This is a genomic window from Shewanella waksmanii (assembly GCF_043643685.1).
GTDB lineage: Bacteria > Pseudomonadota > Gammaproteobacteria > Enterobacterales > Shewanellaceae > Shewanella > Shewanella waksmanii_A.
Genome location: NZ_JBHZSN010000005.1, coordinates 175433 through 193652 on the forward strand (window position 1 = coordinate 175433; position 18220 = coordinate 193652).

The following is an 18220-nucleotide window of genomic DNA, read 5'->3' on the forward strand; positions in this document are numbered from 1 at the left end:
TCTCTATGAACCTAGATAATCTGGCGAGAATCGATCTTAACCTATTGGTGATTTTGCAAGTTTTACTAGAAGAACACAGCGTAACCCGCGCAGCTAACCGCTTGCACCTTAGCCAGTCTGCACTGAGTAAAAGTTTGCATCGATTACGAGAAACTTTAGATGATCCCTTGTTCATCCGTACGGCCCATGGACTTAAGCCGACTGCTCACGCAATGCAAATAAGCCAGCAATTACCAGATATGCTGCAACGCTTACATCAGCTGACTCAGCCTCCCAAATTTATCCCAGCAAACAGTACCCGACAGTTTTCATTTGCCATGGTTGAAAGCGCCTATGAAACCTTGATGCCCTATTTTATTGGCCCGCTATTAAGCAATGCGCCAAACTTGCGCCTAGACACCTACTTCTGGCTTGAACAATCCATGCCGGCATTGCAGCAAGGGCAAATCGATTTCGGTATCGCTGGCCGAGATCTTCACCCGCAATCCGATTTTCGGGTTGAACAACTGCCCGATGGCATTGCCCATCAGACCCTGTTTACCGACCACCAGGTTTGCTTAGTCCGCCAGGGACATCCGATATTAACCGCCATAGAACAAGGGCAATGGAATCTATCGGTTTATTTAGAAATGAGTCACGTACAAGTGCGTTGTGAGGGTAATGAATGGTGGGCGCTAGATTATCATTTAGCAACCTTAGGGCATCGACGCCGCTTAAGTACCACGGTGCCAGATTTTTACGGCGCTGCGAGCATTTGCGCCCATAGCGACTTAATCTTTACCTTACCCTCCAGTTTTGCGCAGCATGCCAGCAAACTTTACCCTTTAGTTGAGTTACCGTTACCCATTGAGTTTTTGCCGCTGGCCTATGTGCTGTTATGGCATGAACGTAATAATGATGAACCAGGACATAAATGGATACGACAAACCATTTGCCAAAAGGTAGCAGAAGCATTTCGCGACAGTCACCCTTAATCACAAAATGGACTGATTCAGCTTAGGTTAATCTGTTGCCTGCTATCATTGCCATCGCAACAATGAAAAACTCAGTTACATTTATCAGCCAAGATTAAATGGAATTAACGTGAAATTAGCTTGTTAAATAGGCAGACTGACTGGGAGTAACCAAGGAGTACCCAATGATTTATAGCCAATTCAACCAAAGCCCATTGCAACGATTTTCCGGTGGCAGAGGCTGGTTAGCATTTGTAATCGGCTTAGCAGTAATGACATTAGTGCTTATCGCACTGCCGTTTGTGTTATTAATCGGCGCGATCAGCTTTCTCACATTAAGTCTGTTTGGCCGCGTGTTTTTAAAACGCCAATTAGCCAAATTCAACCGTCAGTCGTTTAGTCAACAACAGGCGGATGTTGAACCAATGCAACAAACACATCGCTTTGGGCAACGTGAATCCCAATTTAGTCCACGTCCTCACCAAGGCCGTACTTTTGAGCATGATCCTAACGGCTAATGCCTGCAATAATTTGCGACGCACTCAGAGGCCCGCTCAATAGGGCCTCAAATGCTTGCCAACGACCCACACCCTGCTTTTGCTGCTCGATCACCCATTTCTCAACACTTTGCTCACCAAAATTATAGTTGATGACATAAGCTCGATTGGCCTGATAAAACCTCACTCGTTGTGCGGCTCGAGAGTCAGAATACAACCCATATCGCACCAGTAATGTTTCTGCGGTCGCAACGTCAATATAGCCATCAGTTAGCTTTTGACAGACATAGTTTTCTAAATAGGCTAGCTGTTTATAAACGGCCATGACTTTATGATAATGCTTAATATCAGCGCTGATACCGGCAATCGGTAACAACACATGGTGTTCGAATTGCAGCCGCTGCTCAGCGGTCATGATCATTGCTAGGGCGTAGTTGGCGCTGCCCTCAGAAAGAAATGAGATAGGACTAAACAGCGGATAAATCGCATATTCAATCCATCCCTTTTGCTTAACTAGCGATTGCTCCTGGAGCAGATTAAATACGTGGTGACCGGGGTAGCCTTCATGGCTAGCGAGCTCCAAAGCCCGTTCTAGGTAAAGTGGTTGATCTTGGTTTAACTGAATCACACTCTTGTATTGACCCTGATACCAATTGTAAGCAGTCCAAATTTGATCCGTGACATATTCAATTTTGAAGCTTTCTGTCTCCGGCAGGCTGATATGCTGACGTGTCAGCTTGCGTGCTTGCTCTACACACGCATTGAACAGTTCAGGTACTGCCTGGCTAGGAACAATAAATTGAGCACGATAAGCTTCAAAACGTTGCCGTAAATCACCACTACCTGGCACTAACTTATCTAACTTGGCCAAGGTCACTGCAAAATCACTTAACTGGCACTCAGGCGCTAACGCATCATATAACCCCGCCGATTCTTGGCGAAAGCTCACTTGCTTGCCCTGTAATTGTTCGATGTAAAACATCACCGAATCTAACTGTATTTGCAGAAAAGACAGGCGTTGAGTTTGCAAACGAGATAACGGTTGCTGCGACAATACAGCCAGTTGCACCCCAATGGTTTTGCCAGTTTGCAATAAAAGAGATAGCGGCAGTTTGCGTTGTTGGCTGCGCCAATTGGCGGGGCCGTAATAGGCATCGACATAGTCGCTTTGGTGACAGCCCACCGCTAAAACAAGCTTAACATAGGCCTCTGCCTGCTGATCAAGCACGCTGTTTTGACTGTCTCCCTCTTGGGATGGAGCACTGACAATCGCACTGTTCTGACCCGAATCACCCACGCAAACACCTTTGATAGTTAACAATGATGGCTCAATCTACTACCAATGGATATTGTATGCAATAAAATGAAGTTAAACGAAGAAAATGCTCATGTTGGGATTTATACCAATCTGTATAAAGATTTGATCGCTCAGCGAGAATTGGGGGCTTCTGAGGCAAGGCGACGAGTGAAGAGCATAGTTGTTCTACGGTTAAGCTCGTTAACACAGCATCAGAAGCACTAAAACTCGCCATTGTGGCGCGTTTTTGGCTGCCTACTTCTGCGTTGAATCACTTCACAAGCGAACAACCATTGTTTCAGTACTCACTTTGAATTAGCCGACCTTGAATTAGATTGCCAAAAGCGCGCTGAGTAGATCAACTTCTTATACAGGTTGGTATGGCTCCTCAGATAACAGCTCTTGCGCTCTTACCAAGGCTTGGCGCTCGTCCGCATCCTCAGTAACCGCCAACACATTAAACACTTGTTGCTGCAAGGATTGCCATAGCGGGGCGATCACCTGTTGCTCTTTATCATTGGCTCGACTGCGTGCCATATTCAATAGCGCCGCGGAACCAACCACATCAATACGTCCTAAAATGCCATCAGCCAAAGCGATACTCAGCTCAATCATCGCCGGGACACTGTGGCCATAGCGCACCACTTCCCTGAGGTACTTCTCCGCTTGCGATAAGTCACTACCAAACGCATTGTCATCATTGAGCATATGCTGCGCCCGCGTCAGCATTGCATCTAATTGACCTTGCTCTGCGGCCTCTGCCATCCACTGTTCGCTGGCAATGGAGTCTTGCTGGCAGCCTTCACCACGAGCCAGCATCAGTGCTAGGTGGTATTGAGCGTGAGGAAACCCAGCTTGCGCGGCCTTTGAGATAAAGTGATAGGCTTGCGGCATATTACCTTGCTGATAATACAGCACACCTAAGTTTGCCATCGCCTCAGACTGCTCTTTCGCCGCTGCCGCTTGTAAGTAGTGCAACGCATCAGCGCTATTAGCTTGAATGGTTTCGCCACCGACAAGATAAAAATACCCTAATAGCGCCATAGCATTAGCAACCCCAGCCTTAGCAGCTTGAGCAATAGCTTGCTCACCAGCAGCGACATCGGCATCGCCACTATAACCATGGATCAGGCCAACACCGTGTTCATGCATAGCATCATTGTGACTTGCTGCAGCCAGACCAAACCAATAAGCGGCCTTGGCAAATGACCCATCACTTTTAATGACAACAGACTGTTCTTCTAGCCTGTTTTGCTCCAACGCTTGCTCTTGCTCACGTTGCATCAAAGCTCGCGTTTTTAGTGACATGCCCAACAAGTATTGCGCTTCTACATCATCTTCCATTACCGCGCGATAGCATAGATCTCGCCCAGCGAATGAATCAAAAGGCTCAAAGTGATATTCAGGTGCTGGCTGCGTTTTGCATGTGGGGTATAAACTCTCAACCAGCCCCAACAGCCGCTCGATTGAGCGTTCACCCAATGATTGCAGCTGCTCTGCGGTTAAATGATACTTTTCAGGGTGGGCACCACGATTACCGTCACTGCGCAGTCGATGTAAAGCTCGGGTGACCCGAACATCAATAACCCGCTGTTGATTGAGCCGCTCAATACGGTCATACAAGTTAGGGCTATCAAAAATAATCTGCTTACTGGCCGCCAGTAGATCCGTTAATTTGTGTGTAAAGCTTCTAATATGCAACAGGGCGTGGGTTGGGACATCCCGAACATAACTTTTAGCAACCCCATAGTCTTCGCCTAATTCAGCTGAAAACTGGGTAACAAACTCAATATCCGTTAACACGTTCATCGCTCCAATCAATCAGTGACAACCCACAGACGCCGCTATTATTTATACTTGCTCATCCACCGATGGACGCGACACCATGTACAAACGGAATAGTGCCACATTGACAAATAAACCAACGAAAGCAAAACCAACTTCAACAATCAACTGCACCGGAAAACCTGCACCTTGGGCAATTTGAGAGAAAGTACCACCAACCAGTGAAAGCGGAATGTACAGCATTAAAATCATCAAGGTTTTGAAGGCGATAGGACCGCTAAACTTAAAGCTCCCCTTAATGGCCTCAAGTGGCGTAAGCCGCTCTACCACCACCATAAAGTTGACAAAAGCAAGCCGAGCAAACACATAGATACTCATGGTTAATCCGATAAGCCATAATGGCCCAAAAGCGGCAAACAGCATCACTGGAGCGAGGATTGCAAGGCCAGAGAAAACCCCAGCTAATAGCAAACCAGGTACGAAGTTGAGGCTAGTTTTCAATATAAGCCCAGTGCTTGGATCATGACCTTGGGAGCGCAACTCTAAAAACAAAGTCAATGCTGCAATCAACAATGAAAACACCAATAGCAATGCCATCATGGCAGCCATATGGGGGGCGCCAAATTGTGGGTTCTCCAAATCGGCACTGGCCATTTCCATACCAATCCATAGCTGAATCGCCACTTGAACAAACAAAATGGGCACAGTAAGAATCGCTAACTGGCTAATATGATTGCGAAAGAAATTAAACGCTTCGCTTAATATCGCTGACAAAGACATGGGGCTTTCCAATAAATAATTAAAACAATGTAGTAAGTCGCACAGGATACCGAAAATTGAGGTTTTTTGCACAACTTGATGTCATAAAATAACTGCAAACTGTGTGACAATATACGCTAGAATGGTTCTCTAAATTAGAGATTGTAACCATAGGATGGCAAACAATGAGACTTTCTGCTGTATTTTTACTAATCATGAGTGCAACCTGGCTCACCTTTCCCGCTCAAGCTAGTTGGTTTGACGATCTAACCAAGAAAGAAGCAACCAGCAAAACAGAGACAACCGCAAGCCAGTCAAGTGGATTAGTCGATAGTGTCATGTCCCAACTTGGTCTCAATCAAAATCAAGCAGAAGGCGGGTTAGGCAGTCTTTTAGCACTGGCGCAATCCACCTTAGGTAACGAGCAATTTAGCCCTATTGCCAACGCAATTCCTGGTATCGACACATTATTGTCAGCCGCACCTGAAGTAGACAACACATCTGGTATGTCAGGCCTGTTAGCCAAGGCGGGAGATTTAGGCAGTTCATTACAGGGTGGCGCTCAGGTATACGACGCCTTTGAGCAACTTGGTATCTCTAAAGAGCTTGCTGCGCCAATGGTCGACATCCTTAAAGGTTACGTAGACACTCACGCAGGTGCTGGCACCACAGACCTACTCATGCAGGGATTAGGTGCACTGCTTTAAGCTAGACAAGAAAAGGCGATACGCTAACATTAAATTGAGTTCATCATAATCGATTATGCTGAACTCTTTTTTATACTGAAACTCTAATAACCAATGTGATCCACGATTTAGGTGCATCTTTATGCTGGCAAAACTGAAACAATTTCTCACTTCTCATACCGAAGCGGTCACGCCTGAAGAGCAAGAGCGACAATTGCAACTAGCAGCGGTGAGTTTACTGCTAGAAGTGGTTTATGCCGACGAAACCCTAAGTGACAACGAAGCTGAGTTATTACCACAGCTGCTAACCTCCTCAATGCAACTCTCTATTGAGCAGGCCAATGAGTTAATCAGTGAGGCTAAGCTTGTTCAAGGCAATGCCACTTCACTGTATGAGTTCACCCAAGAAATCAATCAACAATGCAGCGTTGAGCAAAAGCAAAAGTTGATTCTGGCGATGTGGCAACTAGCCTACGCTGACGGTCAACTTTGCCAATATGAAGACCAAATTGTGCGTCGCACAGCTGAGCTACTATACCTCAAGCACAGCGAACTGATTCAGATGCGTAACATCGCAATAGAGTCGCAGCGAACCAGCGAAAGCTAAACTTTACATCACTGCGTGCATCTACGATGCTGGCGAATAGACTTTGCCGTCAAGATTGTTGCCACAACGATGGTTAGCAACAGTGCATACAGCATATTACTTCCCAGTGCGGCCATTAACACAACGCAAAAACCAATACCCATGATAACCAGCGGCATATAGCGACGTCGTAATAGCTTGATGGCCGCTAACATTGCCGCCAAATAAATAATAACAAACACACCGTTGGTCCAAGCAATCAGGTGCTCTAACTCTTGACCAGTAACATGAGTTAGTATGATAACCACCGCCATCACCGCTAACACGGTCGTTAGCGCACGCACAGGCACTTGATGTCGATTAAGTTGGTCAAAGTATTGAGGTAAAACACCTTCTCGACTAAAGCTCCACACTAATCGTGCGACACTGGCGGTATAGACATTCACTGTTGCCAAGCCGCCTGCAATACCAAGTACACCAATCACTTGAGCACCATAGCCACCTAAAAGCTGGTCAAATGCTGCGACCATGGCTAACCCTTCAGTTTGCGGAGCAAACAACAGTAATAGCGTACAGGCTAAGTACACTAGCCCTACAAGCCCTGTGCCTAACATCATTGCTGGAATCATATCCGCTCTGGGATTTTTAAAATCATTTGCCAAATGGGTCATCGCTTCAACCCCAAGAAAACTCCAAAACGCAATCCCCGCCGCAGCCATAATTAGGCCAAAATCAAAGTCCGCCTCTACAGTTAATTCCAGCTGAGACAGATTTGCTCCGCCACTACCGAACATCGCAACAACAACGGCAACGATAGCTAAGGTCAATGCAAACTGCAGTTTGGCCGAAACCTGAATGCCTCGTAGGTTCAACAACAAAAGTAAGCTCAGTAATAACAACTCAGTCAGCAATTGGTACCAACCTGACAAGCTCACCAGCTCATTGACAAACTGAAATGTCATCAAGATTGCTGCTGGTGCGCCTAAAGGCACCACAAGTAGGAAGATCAATCCTATTGTGCGGCCAGCCACCTTACCAAAAGCTTGCTCCACAAAGTAAGCTGGCCCAGCTGCATGGGGAAATACGCCTGCTAAGCGTGCAAATACTAACGTAACAGGCAATATAGCAATGGTTAATCCAAGCCAAGCCCATAGCGCCCCGACTCCGGCGGTTGCTATGGTCATTTGCGGCAGAATAAATACCCCGGTGCCCAACAAAGTGGTGGCCATCAAACCGGCACCTTGCCAACGGCCAATGTTTCCTTGGATCTGTGTCATAATCAATAATAGTGTGGTTTTCAATAGCGTTAGTATAGACTTAGCTGTACAGACATACTGTTGGAGTTAACCAACAATAACCAATATAAAACCGACAATATGACGGTTATATCAATAAAAACCATCAATTTGCTGGTTTATGGATAAGGATTCGCCATTGGACAAGTTTGACAAAGCCATTATTGCCCAGCTAAGACAAAACGCACGCCATAGTATTTCCCATATTGCCGAAGCAGTAAGCTTGTCTCGCAGTGCCGTGTCTGAACGGATCAAAAAACTGGAACACAATGGCATTATTCGCGGCTATCAAGTATTACTCAGTGAATCACAAAAAGAGGGAGTCTCCGCTTATTTTGAAATCCAACACCGCTGCCCGCGATGTGCAGATGTCGTGCATGTGTTTCAAACCATACCTGAAATCATCACTTGCCGCGGGATCACCGGAGATATGGATCTATTAGTTTATGTTCAGGCCAGTTCCATGAAGCGACTGCATGAAATTCGTGAATACATTGATGCACAAACCGATATCATCAAAATCAAGACCCATGTGGTCATGAGCGAATGGATTGACAACCAAGGTAGCTAAATCAACTAACCACTACTTGCCGATTTGAGCCCCGATGAAACCGGCTAATTTATCGGTAAACGCTTCGGGAAAATAGGCTTCATCCTTGCAGCGATATACCATAGAGTAGCTGGGTTTATTCACGATAGAATGCAGCAATTGATATTGTTCATCGTCCATTTTTTGCACCCGCAAACCTTGCATTAACCCGACAAACTCGGCCGCACATTGGGTGCCGATGAAGGAGACACACAAACTTTGGCGAAGCTTACCGATTAGGCCTGCCAAACTGTGAGTTTTATGCACTGTGCGTAGCGGTATATTTTGCGCTTCGCAATAGGCTTCAAAAGGATCGAGTTTGTCATTAAAACCCGCAACAGCAGTAATAATAAACGGGTACTCAGCGATATTAGTCAGCATAATATCGGTTTGCCAAAGCGGATGGTTTTCTTGAGCAACAATATAGACACTCTCCCCTTGTCCGATTGGCTTACAATTGATTTCACTGCTGTGCTTCTGCAGACCGGCTCTGATACTGACATTTTCCTGCTGTATTATCGCAAGGGAGATATTACCTTGGAGTAGATCTTCACAAGCAATGTTTCTCAGTGGCTTTATTGTCACTGTGGTATCGGTTTCTATTTCAGGAAACTCTAAATCTATATACTCAGGTAATCCCACCGATAAGGTTGACGGTACCGCAATGACACATTCGTTCTTAATATTATCAACATCATCTAATAAGCTTATCTTTCGGTAAGTTTCAACAATTTCACAAATGTATGGATATATTTCAACTGACTTTTTAGTTGGTAAAAAACCGTCTTTTTTTCTAATAAATAAAGAGTCCCGATAATAATCTCTCATCACGGTTAAACAGCGTGTCACTTTAGAGTTGGAAACTTGGTACTTTTTAGACGCTGAGCCACAACAACCGGTCTCATAGACGGTTTTAAAAATAAGCAAGGTTTCAAGGTCAACATTCAACATAGTTTTCGCCAATTAATTATAGGTTATTTTCAGGAAACGAAATATCAAATTCCAGCTAATAAAAATATTGCACGACACAACAAATACCACATAAGAATCTTAAACAAACAAGAAGTTACGTTAAAATACAGTCATAGAGTTAAACGAAGCAAAGGAAGTATTGGCAGCCAATAAAATCAATATTTTATTTAAGGTGGTACGCATGAGAAAACTATCTGCATTTTTACTCATTTTTGTTTTTAGTTCAGCATATGCATTAGACAGTTGTAACGAATGCCATGATGAAAAATGGCAACAAACACCTGCCCATATTTGGATTGATACTGAACACCATATTGATGCTATCACCTGCATGGACTGCCACCGTTGGCGAGAAGGTAACGATTTACCACCTGTTCTCCCTAGTAAGGCAACCCTAGAGAAAGACTGTGGTTTATGCCATCACAACCCAGACGATCTGGCAGAAAAGATGAATATGCAACAATACGAACAACTACAAGATTAATGCTTTCCCTGCAAAAGGTCCGCGCTACTCATCAGGCGCGGGCCTTTATATCAAGCAATTCATCGAATAACACATAAACAGCATCGCCTCATCGATTAACACAACAAGCCAACAATATACTGCTGTCACTTCGTATATACATGAGATGATATATAAATAGACTAAAAGGAATATGACAATCAATTGCTGTAAAGCGTCAAGCGTGACAGCGATCAAACTAAAAAGCTAAAAAATTATAAATAATCATATAGAGTTAAATACAGCTCAAAAACTAACTTATAAAGAAGTATAAAAACAATGATCAATTATAAAGTTAGACCCGCAATATCAACAAAAATCATATTAGAGTATTGCCAGCAAGCCAACTTTTCGATGCCTGAAGAGTTTAATCGCATAGGCTTACTCAATGATGAAGACTTGATTAGTATGAATATGGTAACTCAAGCCTTAGAAACTATTGAAAAGAACAGTGATAACGATATATTCTACTTTGATATTGTTGAGCTAATAGAGACTCGGTGGGTTAACTTCTTTAAAAGTCAGTTGCGAGACAATAATAGCCACTGCGGTCAACTAGCCAATTTTCATGCTATATACCCAGGAAAAATCGCCAGTGTTGATTGGCAACTCATCGACAGGCCGACCAGTCTCACGATGACAGCCAGCCGAACTCATAAGCAAGCCTGCACCAAATTTGACGACCTCATCCTGTTTAACTTCGTTTCCAAACTGATTTCTCTCTCCCCCGATGACCAGCAATGCAATATCAGTATCGCATTACCCTTTGAGCGCAATTTCTACGGCAAATATGTTGATATGTTCAGCAATGTCACCTTTGAAGCTGGAGCAATGGCGATCACCATAGAAAAGAGTCAACAGGAGATTAAAGAACAGGTAAATTATTGCTCGACACCTAGCCAAATAGCGCTTCATGCTAAAGTGATCGCCGCAGCCAATATGGTCGCTATCGATCAACTGGACTTGAACTCATTGGCATTCGTACTCAATACCTCGGTACGTACCTTACAGCGAACCTTAAAGTCCCATGGCTTATCCGCAAGTCACCTCATCAGAGAGGTGAAGTTTAATCGGGCTCGCAACTTACTGATTCAAAATCAATGTAATATCAAAAAGACCTCGTTAGAATGCGGCTTTAAAGATCAAGCCAGGCTAACCAAGTTATTTAGCAGTTTTGCTGGGGTCACGCCGTCACAGTACTCAGAGCAATTGCGCGCCAATCAAATGATTGACACAAAAACAGGGATAGTCAGTCGGCTATAGGCCAACTGACTGTTTAATTAGTGCAATACTGAAGGGGTTTCAACGCTGACTTGCGCTAAAGGCTTGAGCTCTTCCAAAGCTAATTGGGCAAAACACTTGAAAAATACGGTATTCGCCAGTTGATTGATATCGGCTAACACTTTATGTCCCCACGGGCTAAAGTGCTCATCTAACATCTGCTGAACCAAGGCTGACTTCTCCATCGATTCAAGCTCACTGGTAAACACCGCTGAGATTGCCGCAAAGAACAAGCCAAAATGATCTGTCGGCTCATTGGAATCAGGCTTAATATCAATTTGATGCTGACGACAAAATTGCTCCCAGGCGATAGTCGTCCTGCCAAACAACAGTTTTTCTTCATCGGTATATACCGATCCCCACGGATAAACTAACTTCTTTCCCGGCCCAATAAACAGCCGATGAAAGTCTTGCTTAATGGTGTCTATACCTTCTGTTTGGCAACTTTGTTTAAGTTGATGAATTAAGCCTCGACTGGCTTCAGAATTAATAGGCCACTGATCGATATTTTCCGCAATCAGTTGCAAACTTACCTCGGTTGGGACTTGGTAAAAAACATTAGCAAGCCAGTTAAATTTTGCAGCTACAATTGAATTATTTTCACTACTCATCATGTAAACCTTGCACCAGCAAGGAGAGCACATTCTCCTTGCTGGCCCATCGCTGATTAAACTTCGTCAGGGTTTTGAACTCGACCATCAATACTGCCTGAAGGGCGAGTGATTTCACTAGTACCAATAATCAGGTTTGGCGCTGTAATACTCGATGCTGGCAAGGGGGCAATACTGGCTTGTTCGCCATATTTGCTGCGCAGTTCATCGATAGGTCCAAAATCAAGCGCACGCTGAGTACAGCCAGCGACACACAAAGGCTGTTTGCCTTCTTTTACTCGCTCAAAGCAACCATCACATTTGACCATGACCTTCCGAACATGGTCTAACTGTGGCGCATCATAAGGACAAGCTCTTGCACAACTTTCACAACCAATACATAAGTCCGTTGCCACATGGACAAAGCCATCTTCACGACGTTTATGCATAGCGCCTGTTGGGCAAGCTTTCACGCATACTGGTTCACTACAATGGTTACAGCTCACTGACATATAGTAGGTAAACACGTCACAGGTTACGGTGCCATTTGCTCCTTCAATAAACTGACCGCCGCCATACTCATATACACGACGTGGTTTAACCCCCATCTCCGCATCAAACTTATCTTTACAAGCAATATGACAAGCTTTGCAGCCATTACATTTACGGGTATCAAAAAAGAAGCCGTATTGTGTTACATCAGACATATTTTAGCTCCTATGCTTTATAGATTTTGACGCGGTTAGTGTGTTGAGGGTTAGCCTTGGCAATTGGGCTAGGACGATAGGCAGTTAAGGTGTTCACACAACCACCAATATCTATGCCATTTTGTGGATTAAACCACGCACCTTGAGGCAATGAAGCAACGCCCGGCATCACTCGCTGCGTAACACGTGCTTGTACCTTCACTCGACCTCGTAGTGACTCAACAATAACCCAGTCGCCATCACTGAAATCTGTTACATCAGCAGGGTTAACCCACACGGCATCGTGAACGGCTTCACGCAGCCACTGCACACTATGGAATGATGAGTGAGTTCGACCTTTGGTATGATGACCAATTAACAGCAACGGCATATCAGCGATTTCAGGCGAGGTGTCTTCATAACCTTCCCAGGTGACAATATAAGCGGGAATAGGCGGAATATGCAGACCAACAACATAATCAGGTTTTTGCCAATTCTTGTTCATAAAATCGACAGCGTGAGAGAACATTTCGATTCTACCCGATGCAGTATTGAGCTCTCCGCCTGTATTAACATAGTCATACAAAGCACAGTCTTTAACACTGGATTCGGTAAACTTCTTAACGATCCCCTTAGCTTGGAACTCTTCGAGCGTGGGTGGCAAAATAGGATCTTGAGGTGCCACTGACGTCTCGTAGTAGTGCTTCAAGGTTTCTTGATAACTACGACCTTCAGTAAATTCCGCTCTCGTCCCCATCGCCTCTGCAATATCGGCACAGACATCAAACGAGCTGCGACATTCACCTAATGGCTCAATGGCCTTGGTCATCGGTGTGATCACCGACATCGCTCCAGCAGAGTAGGACTGGTTAGCAACATCATCACTTTCTAGCCAAGTACTATCTGGCAGTAGGTAATCAGCAAACTTAGCCGATGGTGTCATGTGGTTTTCACTCACCACAATCAATTCACAAAGATCTTCACGCTCTAGAATTTTCGCGGTACCAAAGCAGTCGGAGTGCTGGTTAAGCAATGTATTACCTGCAAAGTTAATGATCGCCTTTAGGTTGGCTCCTAACTTGCCGTCACCGTTCTCGTCCAACTCATCTGCAGGTAGCTGCACGCCATCTTTAAACACCGTCATGTTTTCACCATCTAAGATGGCATCAGGCCATGAGAATACCGAAATTTTCGCTTTCTCTGTGTTGCTTGGTACGTTAGGTAGCCCTGAAGAATACAGCGCCTTAGCAGAATTAGGCATATGCCCTGTACTCGTGCCACGTTTACCCAATGCGCCAACCAACATACAAAGCGCGGCAATTGCCCATACGCTGTGCTCGCCATTCGCTTGGCGGTTAATACCATAGCCACCGACAACATACGGTGCATTAGCTGCAGCAAGCTGCTCGGCAATACTGCGAATATTCGCTGCAGGCACGCCACAAATACGCTCAGCCCACTCTGGAGTTTTTGGCTGCGAGTCTAACTCTCCTAAACCGAGAATATAGGCTTCGTAACTACGCTCATAAGGTAACGCCTCTAATCCTTTTTCTGGAATTGCAGCTTCTGCTCTAAAGCCGTAGCACTTAGTTGTGAGGAACTGCTCATCAATCAAGTTGGCTTCAATAAGGTGGTAAGCAATACCAGCACATAGCGCAGCATCAGTGCCTGGACGGCAAGGATGATACTCCATGTTTTGACCCGCTAGTGTATCGTTATAGCGGCAATCAATATTGATCGTTTTGACGTTATTCTTCTCACGGAAGTAAGCGTATTCATAGCCCTCACCCGAACCGCTTTGGCGTATTTCTAATGGGTTATAACCGAAGAATAAAAACAGGTCGCTGTGCATCATCTCTAGTACGGTTGAGCGTGCACCGCTGCCATAAACTAGCGGGAACATGCGGGCAACTTGCGCCGAGCTGTAGCTGCCGTAGTACCCCAAGGCACCACCCATAGTACCGAGCAAACGTCGCCAGGAGGATGCGCCATTCAAGTCATAATAAGCCCCTGATTGATACATGTAATAAACCGAGCGCGAACCGTAACTGTCATAAATCCCTTTTAACTTAGCCCCAATTTCAGAGGTCGCTTGTTGCCATGAGATCCGCTCAAATCGGCCCTCACCACGCTTACCAATACGTTTCATTGGGTACATCAAACGATCTGGGTTATAAACACGTTTGCGGTTCGAGCGGCCCCTAGCACACGGGCGGATCTGATGATTTCCAAAACTATCATCACCTGTATCTTCGCTCTCAATGCGAGTGATCTTGCCATCAAAGGTATACACCTTTAATGGGCAGTTAGAGCCACAATTGGCTAGACAAGCAGACCATGACTGCACTTCATCCGTCACTGGTGGCTCAGGTGGATTCACATTGGCATCATCCGAGCTCGTCTTACAACCCGTTACTGTTGCCGCACAACCCAGTGCTGCACTCGCTTTCAAAAAACTTCTACGTTCCATACCTCTATCCTCGTAGTTCACTGCTTGCGATTAACGCAATTTGTAGCTAAACGACAACATCACTTGGTGTGCGTTATAGTCATGATTGATGTCACCCAAGGTCACTAAACCTGGAATACTATTGATGTCCGTTACCGCTGCATCTGTGTCGTAGTAACGCTCGTAGCGATAACTCAACTTCAATGCCATCTGCTCATTCAGCGCATAGTCCGCATACACACTCGCACTGTGGTTATAGCTGTAATAATCGCCATAAGGACGTGTGCCCTCTGTCGTCACATAGGTGTCACTCACCGAGTTGCTAAACAGGTAATCCAGCCCCAAGGTCAGCTTGTCTTGCATCAAACCGCCATAGCTCAAACCCGCACCTATGTTGGTAAACTCATCTTCAATGTCGCCATACCAATCCGCCGTGCCAAATGACTGACTGCCCGCCTGAGCTGAGTTAATCCACTGCTGACCGGCAAAACCATAAGCGTTCACATGCTTGCTCAACTGCAAACTCACACTCACGTCATAGCCGTAGTCTTCCGACTCAGTTAAACCGATTTGTGTCTCGTCATAGTCATCCTTGGCATAACGGGTGTTGATATCTAAGCTCATCCAATGCACTGGACTGTGGTTAACACTCAACTCCACCGCATTGCGTTTGCGGTCAGCTAAGTAGTACTTGCGCATCAAGGCGTTTTGCTCTGATGAAGTCAGTGCATCTGCTTCATACTCAGAGCCGCCGCGATTAGCATGCTCCGCCTTTAAGTTGATGTTGAAGTTGTCAAACGCACGCACGTTAAACTTCATCCACAAGCTGTCATCATGCGTCTCTTCACGCTCACTGAAGCTACGCTCCACCTCTTTGCGGTCATAACCTGCTTGGATACGGTAGCCACTGGCGATGCGGTAACTGGCGTTCACCTTGTAGGTGTTGCGCTCATAATCCCGTGGGGTGTTTTGTCTAAAGGCCCCTGTGACACTGTTGAAGTTGTACTGGGCAAACTCCGCCACTGAGCTCTTGTTGTCGCGCTTGCTGTAATCCACGCTACCGCCAATGCGTAAACGGTTGGTCAGCATCGACGTCACCGCTAAGCGGCCATCTAAGGTGTCCACTTGTCCATCCCAGCTTTGCAGCGGGTTGCCGCTCATCTGGATAAGGTCATCGTCTTGTATCATCCGCCCGGTCACTAAGCGGCCGCTCATCACCGTGCGGTTTAGCTGGTATTGACCCGACAGTGACACTTGGTGAGCTTGGTTGTCTGGGCTGGCAGCGTACACATCGTTAAGATGCGGTAAGCTCAAGTGGTTGATGTTGTTCTCGTAAAAGCTGCCCATGTAGCTCAGCTCGGTTATCCAGTTGTCACCGTTCAGCGCTAAGCCTGCATCCCACTGACGGGTCGTTGCATCCACCGGTAAACCAAAGTTCACTGGGCTTGGCGTCACAATGCTGCTCGACTGATGGCCAGTTTTGTCTTCTTGGCTAAAGCTCACTGACGCGCGATAAAAGTCGCGGCCATAGTCAAAACCTAGGCCTATCTTTTCCCGCTCAAGGGCTAAATCAAACTGATTCACACTCACGCTCGGCGTCAACATGCCGTTGTTGTGCCACAGCTGACTTTGCACATCACCCGCTTGGTAGGTCTTTAAGTTGCTGTAATCAAACGCCAACTCATACAACCCCGCTTTACCAGCACTTAAGCTTAAAAAGCCGTTGTCCATCCCTAATTGATGCGCTTGCAGTTGACCGCGATAACCTGATTCATCTTGGTAACGCACATCACCGCTCACCGCGCCAATGGCGCCATCTTCTGCGGTGCCTAACGCATTACCGGCATGGATATCGCTGATATTGTTGTAGCCCGCCGACACACTGACACGGCCTTGGTAACCGTTATTGTCACCACAGCGTTTACACTCATACTTGCTCTGGTTCACCGATGAGGTATTAGCATTACCCACACCGAAGTCGGCACCCATCGCTGAGCCTGACACCGCCATTATCGACAGCGTGATAACATTCATTTTGAATAACTTCATCTTGCTCTCCGTTAGCGTTGCAGCAAGCTGCCTGAAGGATGGTTAGAGCCATGAATTTGGCCGTGACAGTTCAAACAGCTCTTACCGCCACCGAATGCATCCATACCTGGCTCTGGCACCACGCGACTCGCATGGCCATCATTGGCATGACATTGTTGGCAAAGCTGAGGGGCGCGATGTTTCAATAAATCATCGTTCACACTGCCGTGCGGGTTATGACAGGTCACACAGTCTTCCGTTACCGGCGCGTGCTCCCAAAGAAATGGACCGCGTTTTTCTGCATGGCAGCTGTAACAGGTATCGTTAACCGTCGGTTTTGTCAGCGCACTTTCACTCATCGAGCCGTGGGGAGCATGACAGTCAACACAGGTCATCTGGTCCCACTTCAGTGGGTGCGATGAGCGCTTGTTCATGTCCGCTTTTTCTTTGCTGTGGCAGCTAGTACAGGTGTCATTCACTGTCAGCTTGTCCATCACCGGATCTTTAGCGCTATGCACTTGGTGACAGTCACTGCAAGCCACTTCTTCAAGGTTGTGGGTCGAGCTGTGCCAACTCATTTGCTGGGCATCGTTATGACAGCCTTGGCAAACACTGTTTTGGGCGCTGGCCGACAGCTTGCTGTCAGGGCCAAAGCTAATCATCGGCTCCTTGCCGCCTTTGTTGTGATTGCCCTGTGGGCCATGACACGCTTCGCATTGCAGACCGGCCATCGGTGACTGGCTGCTGTTACCTTGACCGTGAACACCATCGAAAATGGCCATCACTTTTTCACTGCGGCGGTGGCACATTAAGCAAGAGTCTGCGCCTTTAGGTGAGTACTCACCTGCGGCGAACTTCTCTACTAAGGTCGCTTCTAACTGGTCACTACTGAGGTCGTCCCACGGCGTCGCGTGAGCGGAGCTCAGCAGTCCGAGACTGAGGAGGGTGCTTAATACGGCTATATAACGTCGATACCATTTCATAAATACACCTTAAAATATACTTAGGTTGCATGTTTATTTAACTTGTTGGCCAGACAAATTAATATTACGACGCTTAATTTAATTTTTTTAAACTATCGTTTTCCAAAACGCGACAACATTGATCGCCTTCCAATTATTTTTAGAATTTAAATTTTGATACATTTATAATTTTGTGACCTGAATTAATGAACAGTTAATAATTGCGATGTAGAAATACCACAAGATTATAAGTGGTATCTATAATGCTTAATTATTTAGTAAGACCAGCTATTACAACAAAAA

17 protein-coding genes are annotated in these 18220 nt (G+C 45.8%); 7 read left to right on the top strand and 10 right to left on the bottom strand.

Features of this window, described 5'->3' with window-relative positions; translation table 11 throughout:
* Positions 1 to 5 precede the first annotated feature (5 nt).
* Both ACHUFW_RS09545 and ACHUFW_RS09550 read left to right on the top strand, forming a co-directional pair.
* On the top strand, positions 6 to 974 hold the full coding sequence (locus tag ACHUFW_RS09545) for a LysR substrate-binding domain-containing protein (RefSeq protein ID WP_394202532.1): 969 nt from the start codon (positions 6 to 8) through the stop codon (positions 972 to 974).
* 164 nt (positions 975 to 1138) lie between these two features.
* Positions 1139 to 1471, top strand: a complete 333-nt coding sequence (locus ACHUFW_RS09550) for a hypothetical protein (RefSeq protein ID WP_394202533.1) — start codon at positions 1139 to 1141, stop codon at positions 1469 to 1471.
* On the opposite strand, the gene ACHUFW_RS09555 is transcribed toward ACHUFW_RS09550, so the two are convergent.
* The 3 genes from ACHUFW_RS09555 to ACHUFW_RS09565 form a co-directional block, all read right to left on the bottom strand.
* Entirely contained in the window at positions 1461 to 2747 is a 1287-nt protein-coding gene (locus ACHUFW_RS09555; RefSeq protein ID WP_394202534.1) for a hypothetical protein, read from the bottom strand. The two genes, ACHUFW_RS09550 and ACHUFW_RS09555, sit on opposite strands and share 11 nt — an antisense overlap.
* A gap of 366 nt (positions 2748 to 3113) precedes the next feature.
* Positions 3114 to 4565 (bottom strand): DUF4145 domain-containing protein, encoded by a 1452-nt coding sequence (locus ACHUFW_RS09560; RefSeq protein WP_394202890.1) that lies wholly within the window; start codon positions 4563 to 4565, stop codon positions 3114 to 3116.
* Positions 4566 to 4598: 33 nt separating this feature from the next.
* Positions 4599 to 5312: a hypothetical protein gene (locus ACHUFW_RS09565; protein ID WP_394202536.1), complete on the bottom strand. Its 714-nt coding sequence runs from the start codon at positions 5310 to 5312 to the stop codon at positions 4599 to 4601.
* Between the two features lie 164 nt (positions 5313 to 5476).
* Here ACHUFW_RS09565 and ACHUFW_RS09570 point away from each other — a divergent pair, with 164 nt between their 5' ends.
* Both ACHUFW_RS09570 and ACHUFW_RS09575 read left to right on the top strand, forming a co-directional pair.
* Positions 5477 to 5998, top strand: coding sequence for a DUF2780 domain-containing protein (locus ACHUFW_RS09570; protein ID WP_394202537.1), 522 nt, complete (start codon positions 5477 to 5479; stop codon positions 5996 to 5998).
* A gap of 121 nt (positions 5999 to 6119) precedes the next feature.
* On the top strand, positions 6120 to 6584 hold the full coding sequence (locus ACHUFW_RS09575) for a tellurite resistance TerB family protein (RefSeq protein ID WP_394202538.1): 465 nt from the start codon (positions 6120 to 6122) through the stop codon (positions 6582 to 6584).
* Between the two features lie 8 nt (positions 6585 to 6592).
* Here the strand turns inward: ACHUFW_RS09575 and yjeH are convergent, their stop codons facing one another.
* The gene (gene yjeH, locus ACHUFW_RS09580) at positions 6593 to 7840 is read right to left on the bottom strand and encodes an L-methionine/branched-chain amino acid transporter (RefSeq protein WP_394202539.1); all 1248 of its coding nucleotides are present in this window, start codon (positions 7838 to 7840) and stop codon (positions 6593 to 6595) included.
* A 157-nt stretch (positions 7841 to 7997) separates the two neighbouring features.
* Between yjeH and ACHUFW_RS09585 the strand changes: the two genes are divergently transcribed.
* Positions 7998 to 8429, top strand: coding sequence for an Lrp/AsnC family transcriptional regulator (locus ACHUFW_RS09585; RefSeq protein ID WP_394202540.1), 432 nt, complete (start codon positions 7998 to 8000; stop codon positions 8427 to 8429).
* Positions 8430 to 8441: 12 nt separating this feature from the next.
* On the opposite strand, the gene ACHUFW_RS09590 is transcribed toward ACHUFW_RS09585, so the two are convergent.
* Positions 8442 to 9398, bottom strand: a complete 957-nt coding sequence (locus ACHUFW_RS09590) for a LysR substrate-binding domain-containing protein (RefSeq protein WP_394202542.1) — start codon at positions 9396 to 9398, stop codon at positions 8442 to 8444.
* 202 nt (positions 9399 to 9600) lie between these two features.
* Here ACHUFW_RS09590 and ACHUFW_RS09595 point away from each other — a divergent pair, with 202 nt between their 5' ends.
* Positions 9601 to 9903 (top strand): hypothetical protein, encoded by a 303-nt coding sequence (locus tag ACHUFW_RS09595; RefSeq protein WP_394202544.1) that lies wholly within the window; start codon positions 9601 to 9603, stop codon positions 9901 to 9903.
* A 297-nt stretch (positions 9904 to 10200) separates the two neighbouring features.
* Positions 10201 to 11184 (top strand): helix-turn-helix domain-containing protein, encoded by a 984-nt coding sequence (locus tag ACHUFW_RS09600; protein WP_394202546.1) that lies wholly within the window; start codon positions 10201 to 10203, stop codon positions 11182 to 11184.
* A gap of 17 nt (positions 11185 to 11201) precedes the next feature.
* Here the strand turns inward: ACHUFW_RS09600 and ACHUFW_RS09605 are convergent, their stop codons facing one another.
* Genes ACHUFW_RS09605 through ACHUFW_RS09625 form a run of 5 tightly spaced genes read right to left on the bottom strand, consistent with a single transcriptional unit; the run spans position 11202 to position 17938 of the window.
* Positions 11202 to 11816 carry a TorD/DmsD family molecular chaperone gene (locus tag ACHUFW_RS09605; protein WP_394202548.1) on the bottom strand — a complete coding sequence of 205 codons (615 nt, stop codon included), beginning with the start codon at positions 11814 to 11816 and terminating at the stop codon, positions 11202 to 11204.
* A 53-nt stretch (positions 11817 to 11869) separates the two neighbouring features.
* Entirely contained in the window at positions 11870 to 12499 is a 630-nt protein-coding gene (locus tag ACHUFW_RS09610; RefSeq protein ID WP_394202549.1) for a DMSO/selenate family reductase complex B subunit, read from the bottom strand.
* A 10-nt stretch (positions 12500 to 12509) separates the two neighbouring features.
* Complete coding sequence (locus tag ACHUFW_RS09615) at positions 12510 to 14948, bottom strand: DMSO/selenate family reductase complex A subunit (protein WP_394202551.1); 2439 nt, start codon at positions 14946 to 14948, stop codon at positions 12510 to 12512.
* 30 nt (positions 14949 to 14978) lie between these two features.
* Complete coding sequence (locus tag ACHUFW_RS09620; RefSeq protein ID WP_394202552.1) at positions 14979 to 16976, bottom strand: MtrB/PioB family decaheme-associated outer membrane protein; 1998 nt, start codon at positions 16974 to 16976, stop codon at positions 14979 to 14981.
* Between the two features lie 11 nt (positions 16977 to 16987).
* Positions 16988 to 17938 (bottom strand): DmsE family decaheme c-type cytochrome, encoded by a 951-nt coding sequence (locus ACHUFW_RS09625; protein WP_394202554.1) that lies wholly within the window; start codon positions 17936 to 17938, stop codon positions 16988 to 16990.
* Positions 17939 to 18220 lie beyond the last annotated feature (282 nt).

What these genes read in the sequence shown, in the direction of transcription:
- ACHUFW_RS09545 (WP_394202532.1), top strand. Translation starts at nt 6, where the DNA reads ATGAACCTAGATAATCTGGCGAGAATCGATCTTAACCTATTGGTGATT.
- ACHUFW_RS09550 (WP_394202533.1), top strand. Translation starts at nt 1,139, where the DNA reads ATGATTTATAGCCAATTCAACCAAAGCCCATTGCAACGATTTTCCGGT.
- ACHUFW_RS09565 (WP_394202536.1), bottom strand. Translation starts at nt 5,312, where the DNA reads ATGTCTTTGTCAGCGATATTAAGCGAAGCGTTTAATTTCTTTCGCAAT.
- ACHUFW_RS09570 (WP_394202537.1), top strand. Translation starts at nt 5,477, where the DNA reads ATGAGACTTTCTGCTGTATTTTTACTAATCATGAGTGCAACCTGGCTC.
- ACHUFW_RS09575 (WP_394202538.1), top strand. Translation starts at nt 6,120, where the DNA reads ATGCTGGCAAAACTGAAACAATTTCTCACTTCTCATACCGAAGCGGTC.
- yjeH (WP_394202539.1), bottom strand. Translation starts at nt 7,840, where the DNA reads ATGACACAGATCCAAGGAAACATTGGCCGTTGGCAAGGTGCCGGTTTG.
- ACHUFW_RS09590 (WP_394202542.1), bottom strand. Translation starts at nt 9,398, where the DNA reads ATGTTGAATGTTGACCTTGAAACCTTGCTTATTTTTAAAACCGTCTAT.
- ACHUFW_RS09595 (WP_394202544.1), top strand. Translation starts at nt 9,601, where the DNA reads ATGAGAAAACTATCTGCATTTTTACTCATTTTTGTTTTTAGTTCAGCA.
- ACHUFW_RS09600 (WP_394202546.1), top strand. Translation starts at nt 10,201, where the DNA reads ATGATCAATTATAAAGTTAGACCCGCAATATCAACAAAAATCATATTA.
- ACHUFW_RS09605 (WP_394202548.1), bottom strand. Translation starts at nt 11,816, where the DNA reads ATGATGAGTAGTGAAAATAATTCAATTGTAGCTGCAAAATTTAACTGG.
- ACHUFW_RS09610 (WP_394202549.1), bottom strand. Translation starts at nt 12,499, where the DNA reads ATGTCTGATGTAACACAATACGGCTTCTTTTTTGATACCCGTAAATGT.
- ACHUFW_RS09615 (WP_394202551.1), bottom strand. Translation starts at nt 14,948, where the DNA reads ATGGAACGTAGAAGTTTTTTGAAAGCGAGTGCAGCACTGGGTTGTGCG.
- ACHUFW_RS09620 (WP_394202552.1), bottom strand. Translation starts at nt 16,976, where the DNA reads ATGAAGTTATTCAAAATGAATGTTATCACGCTGTCGATAATGGCGGTG.
- ACHUFW_RS09625 (WP_394202554.1), bottom strand. Translation starts at nt 17,938, where the DNA reads ATGAAATGGTATCGACGTTATATAGCCGTATTAAGCACCCTCCTCAGT.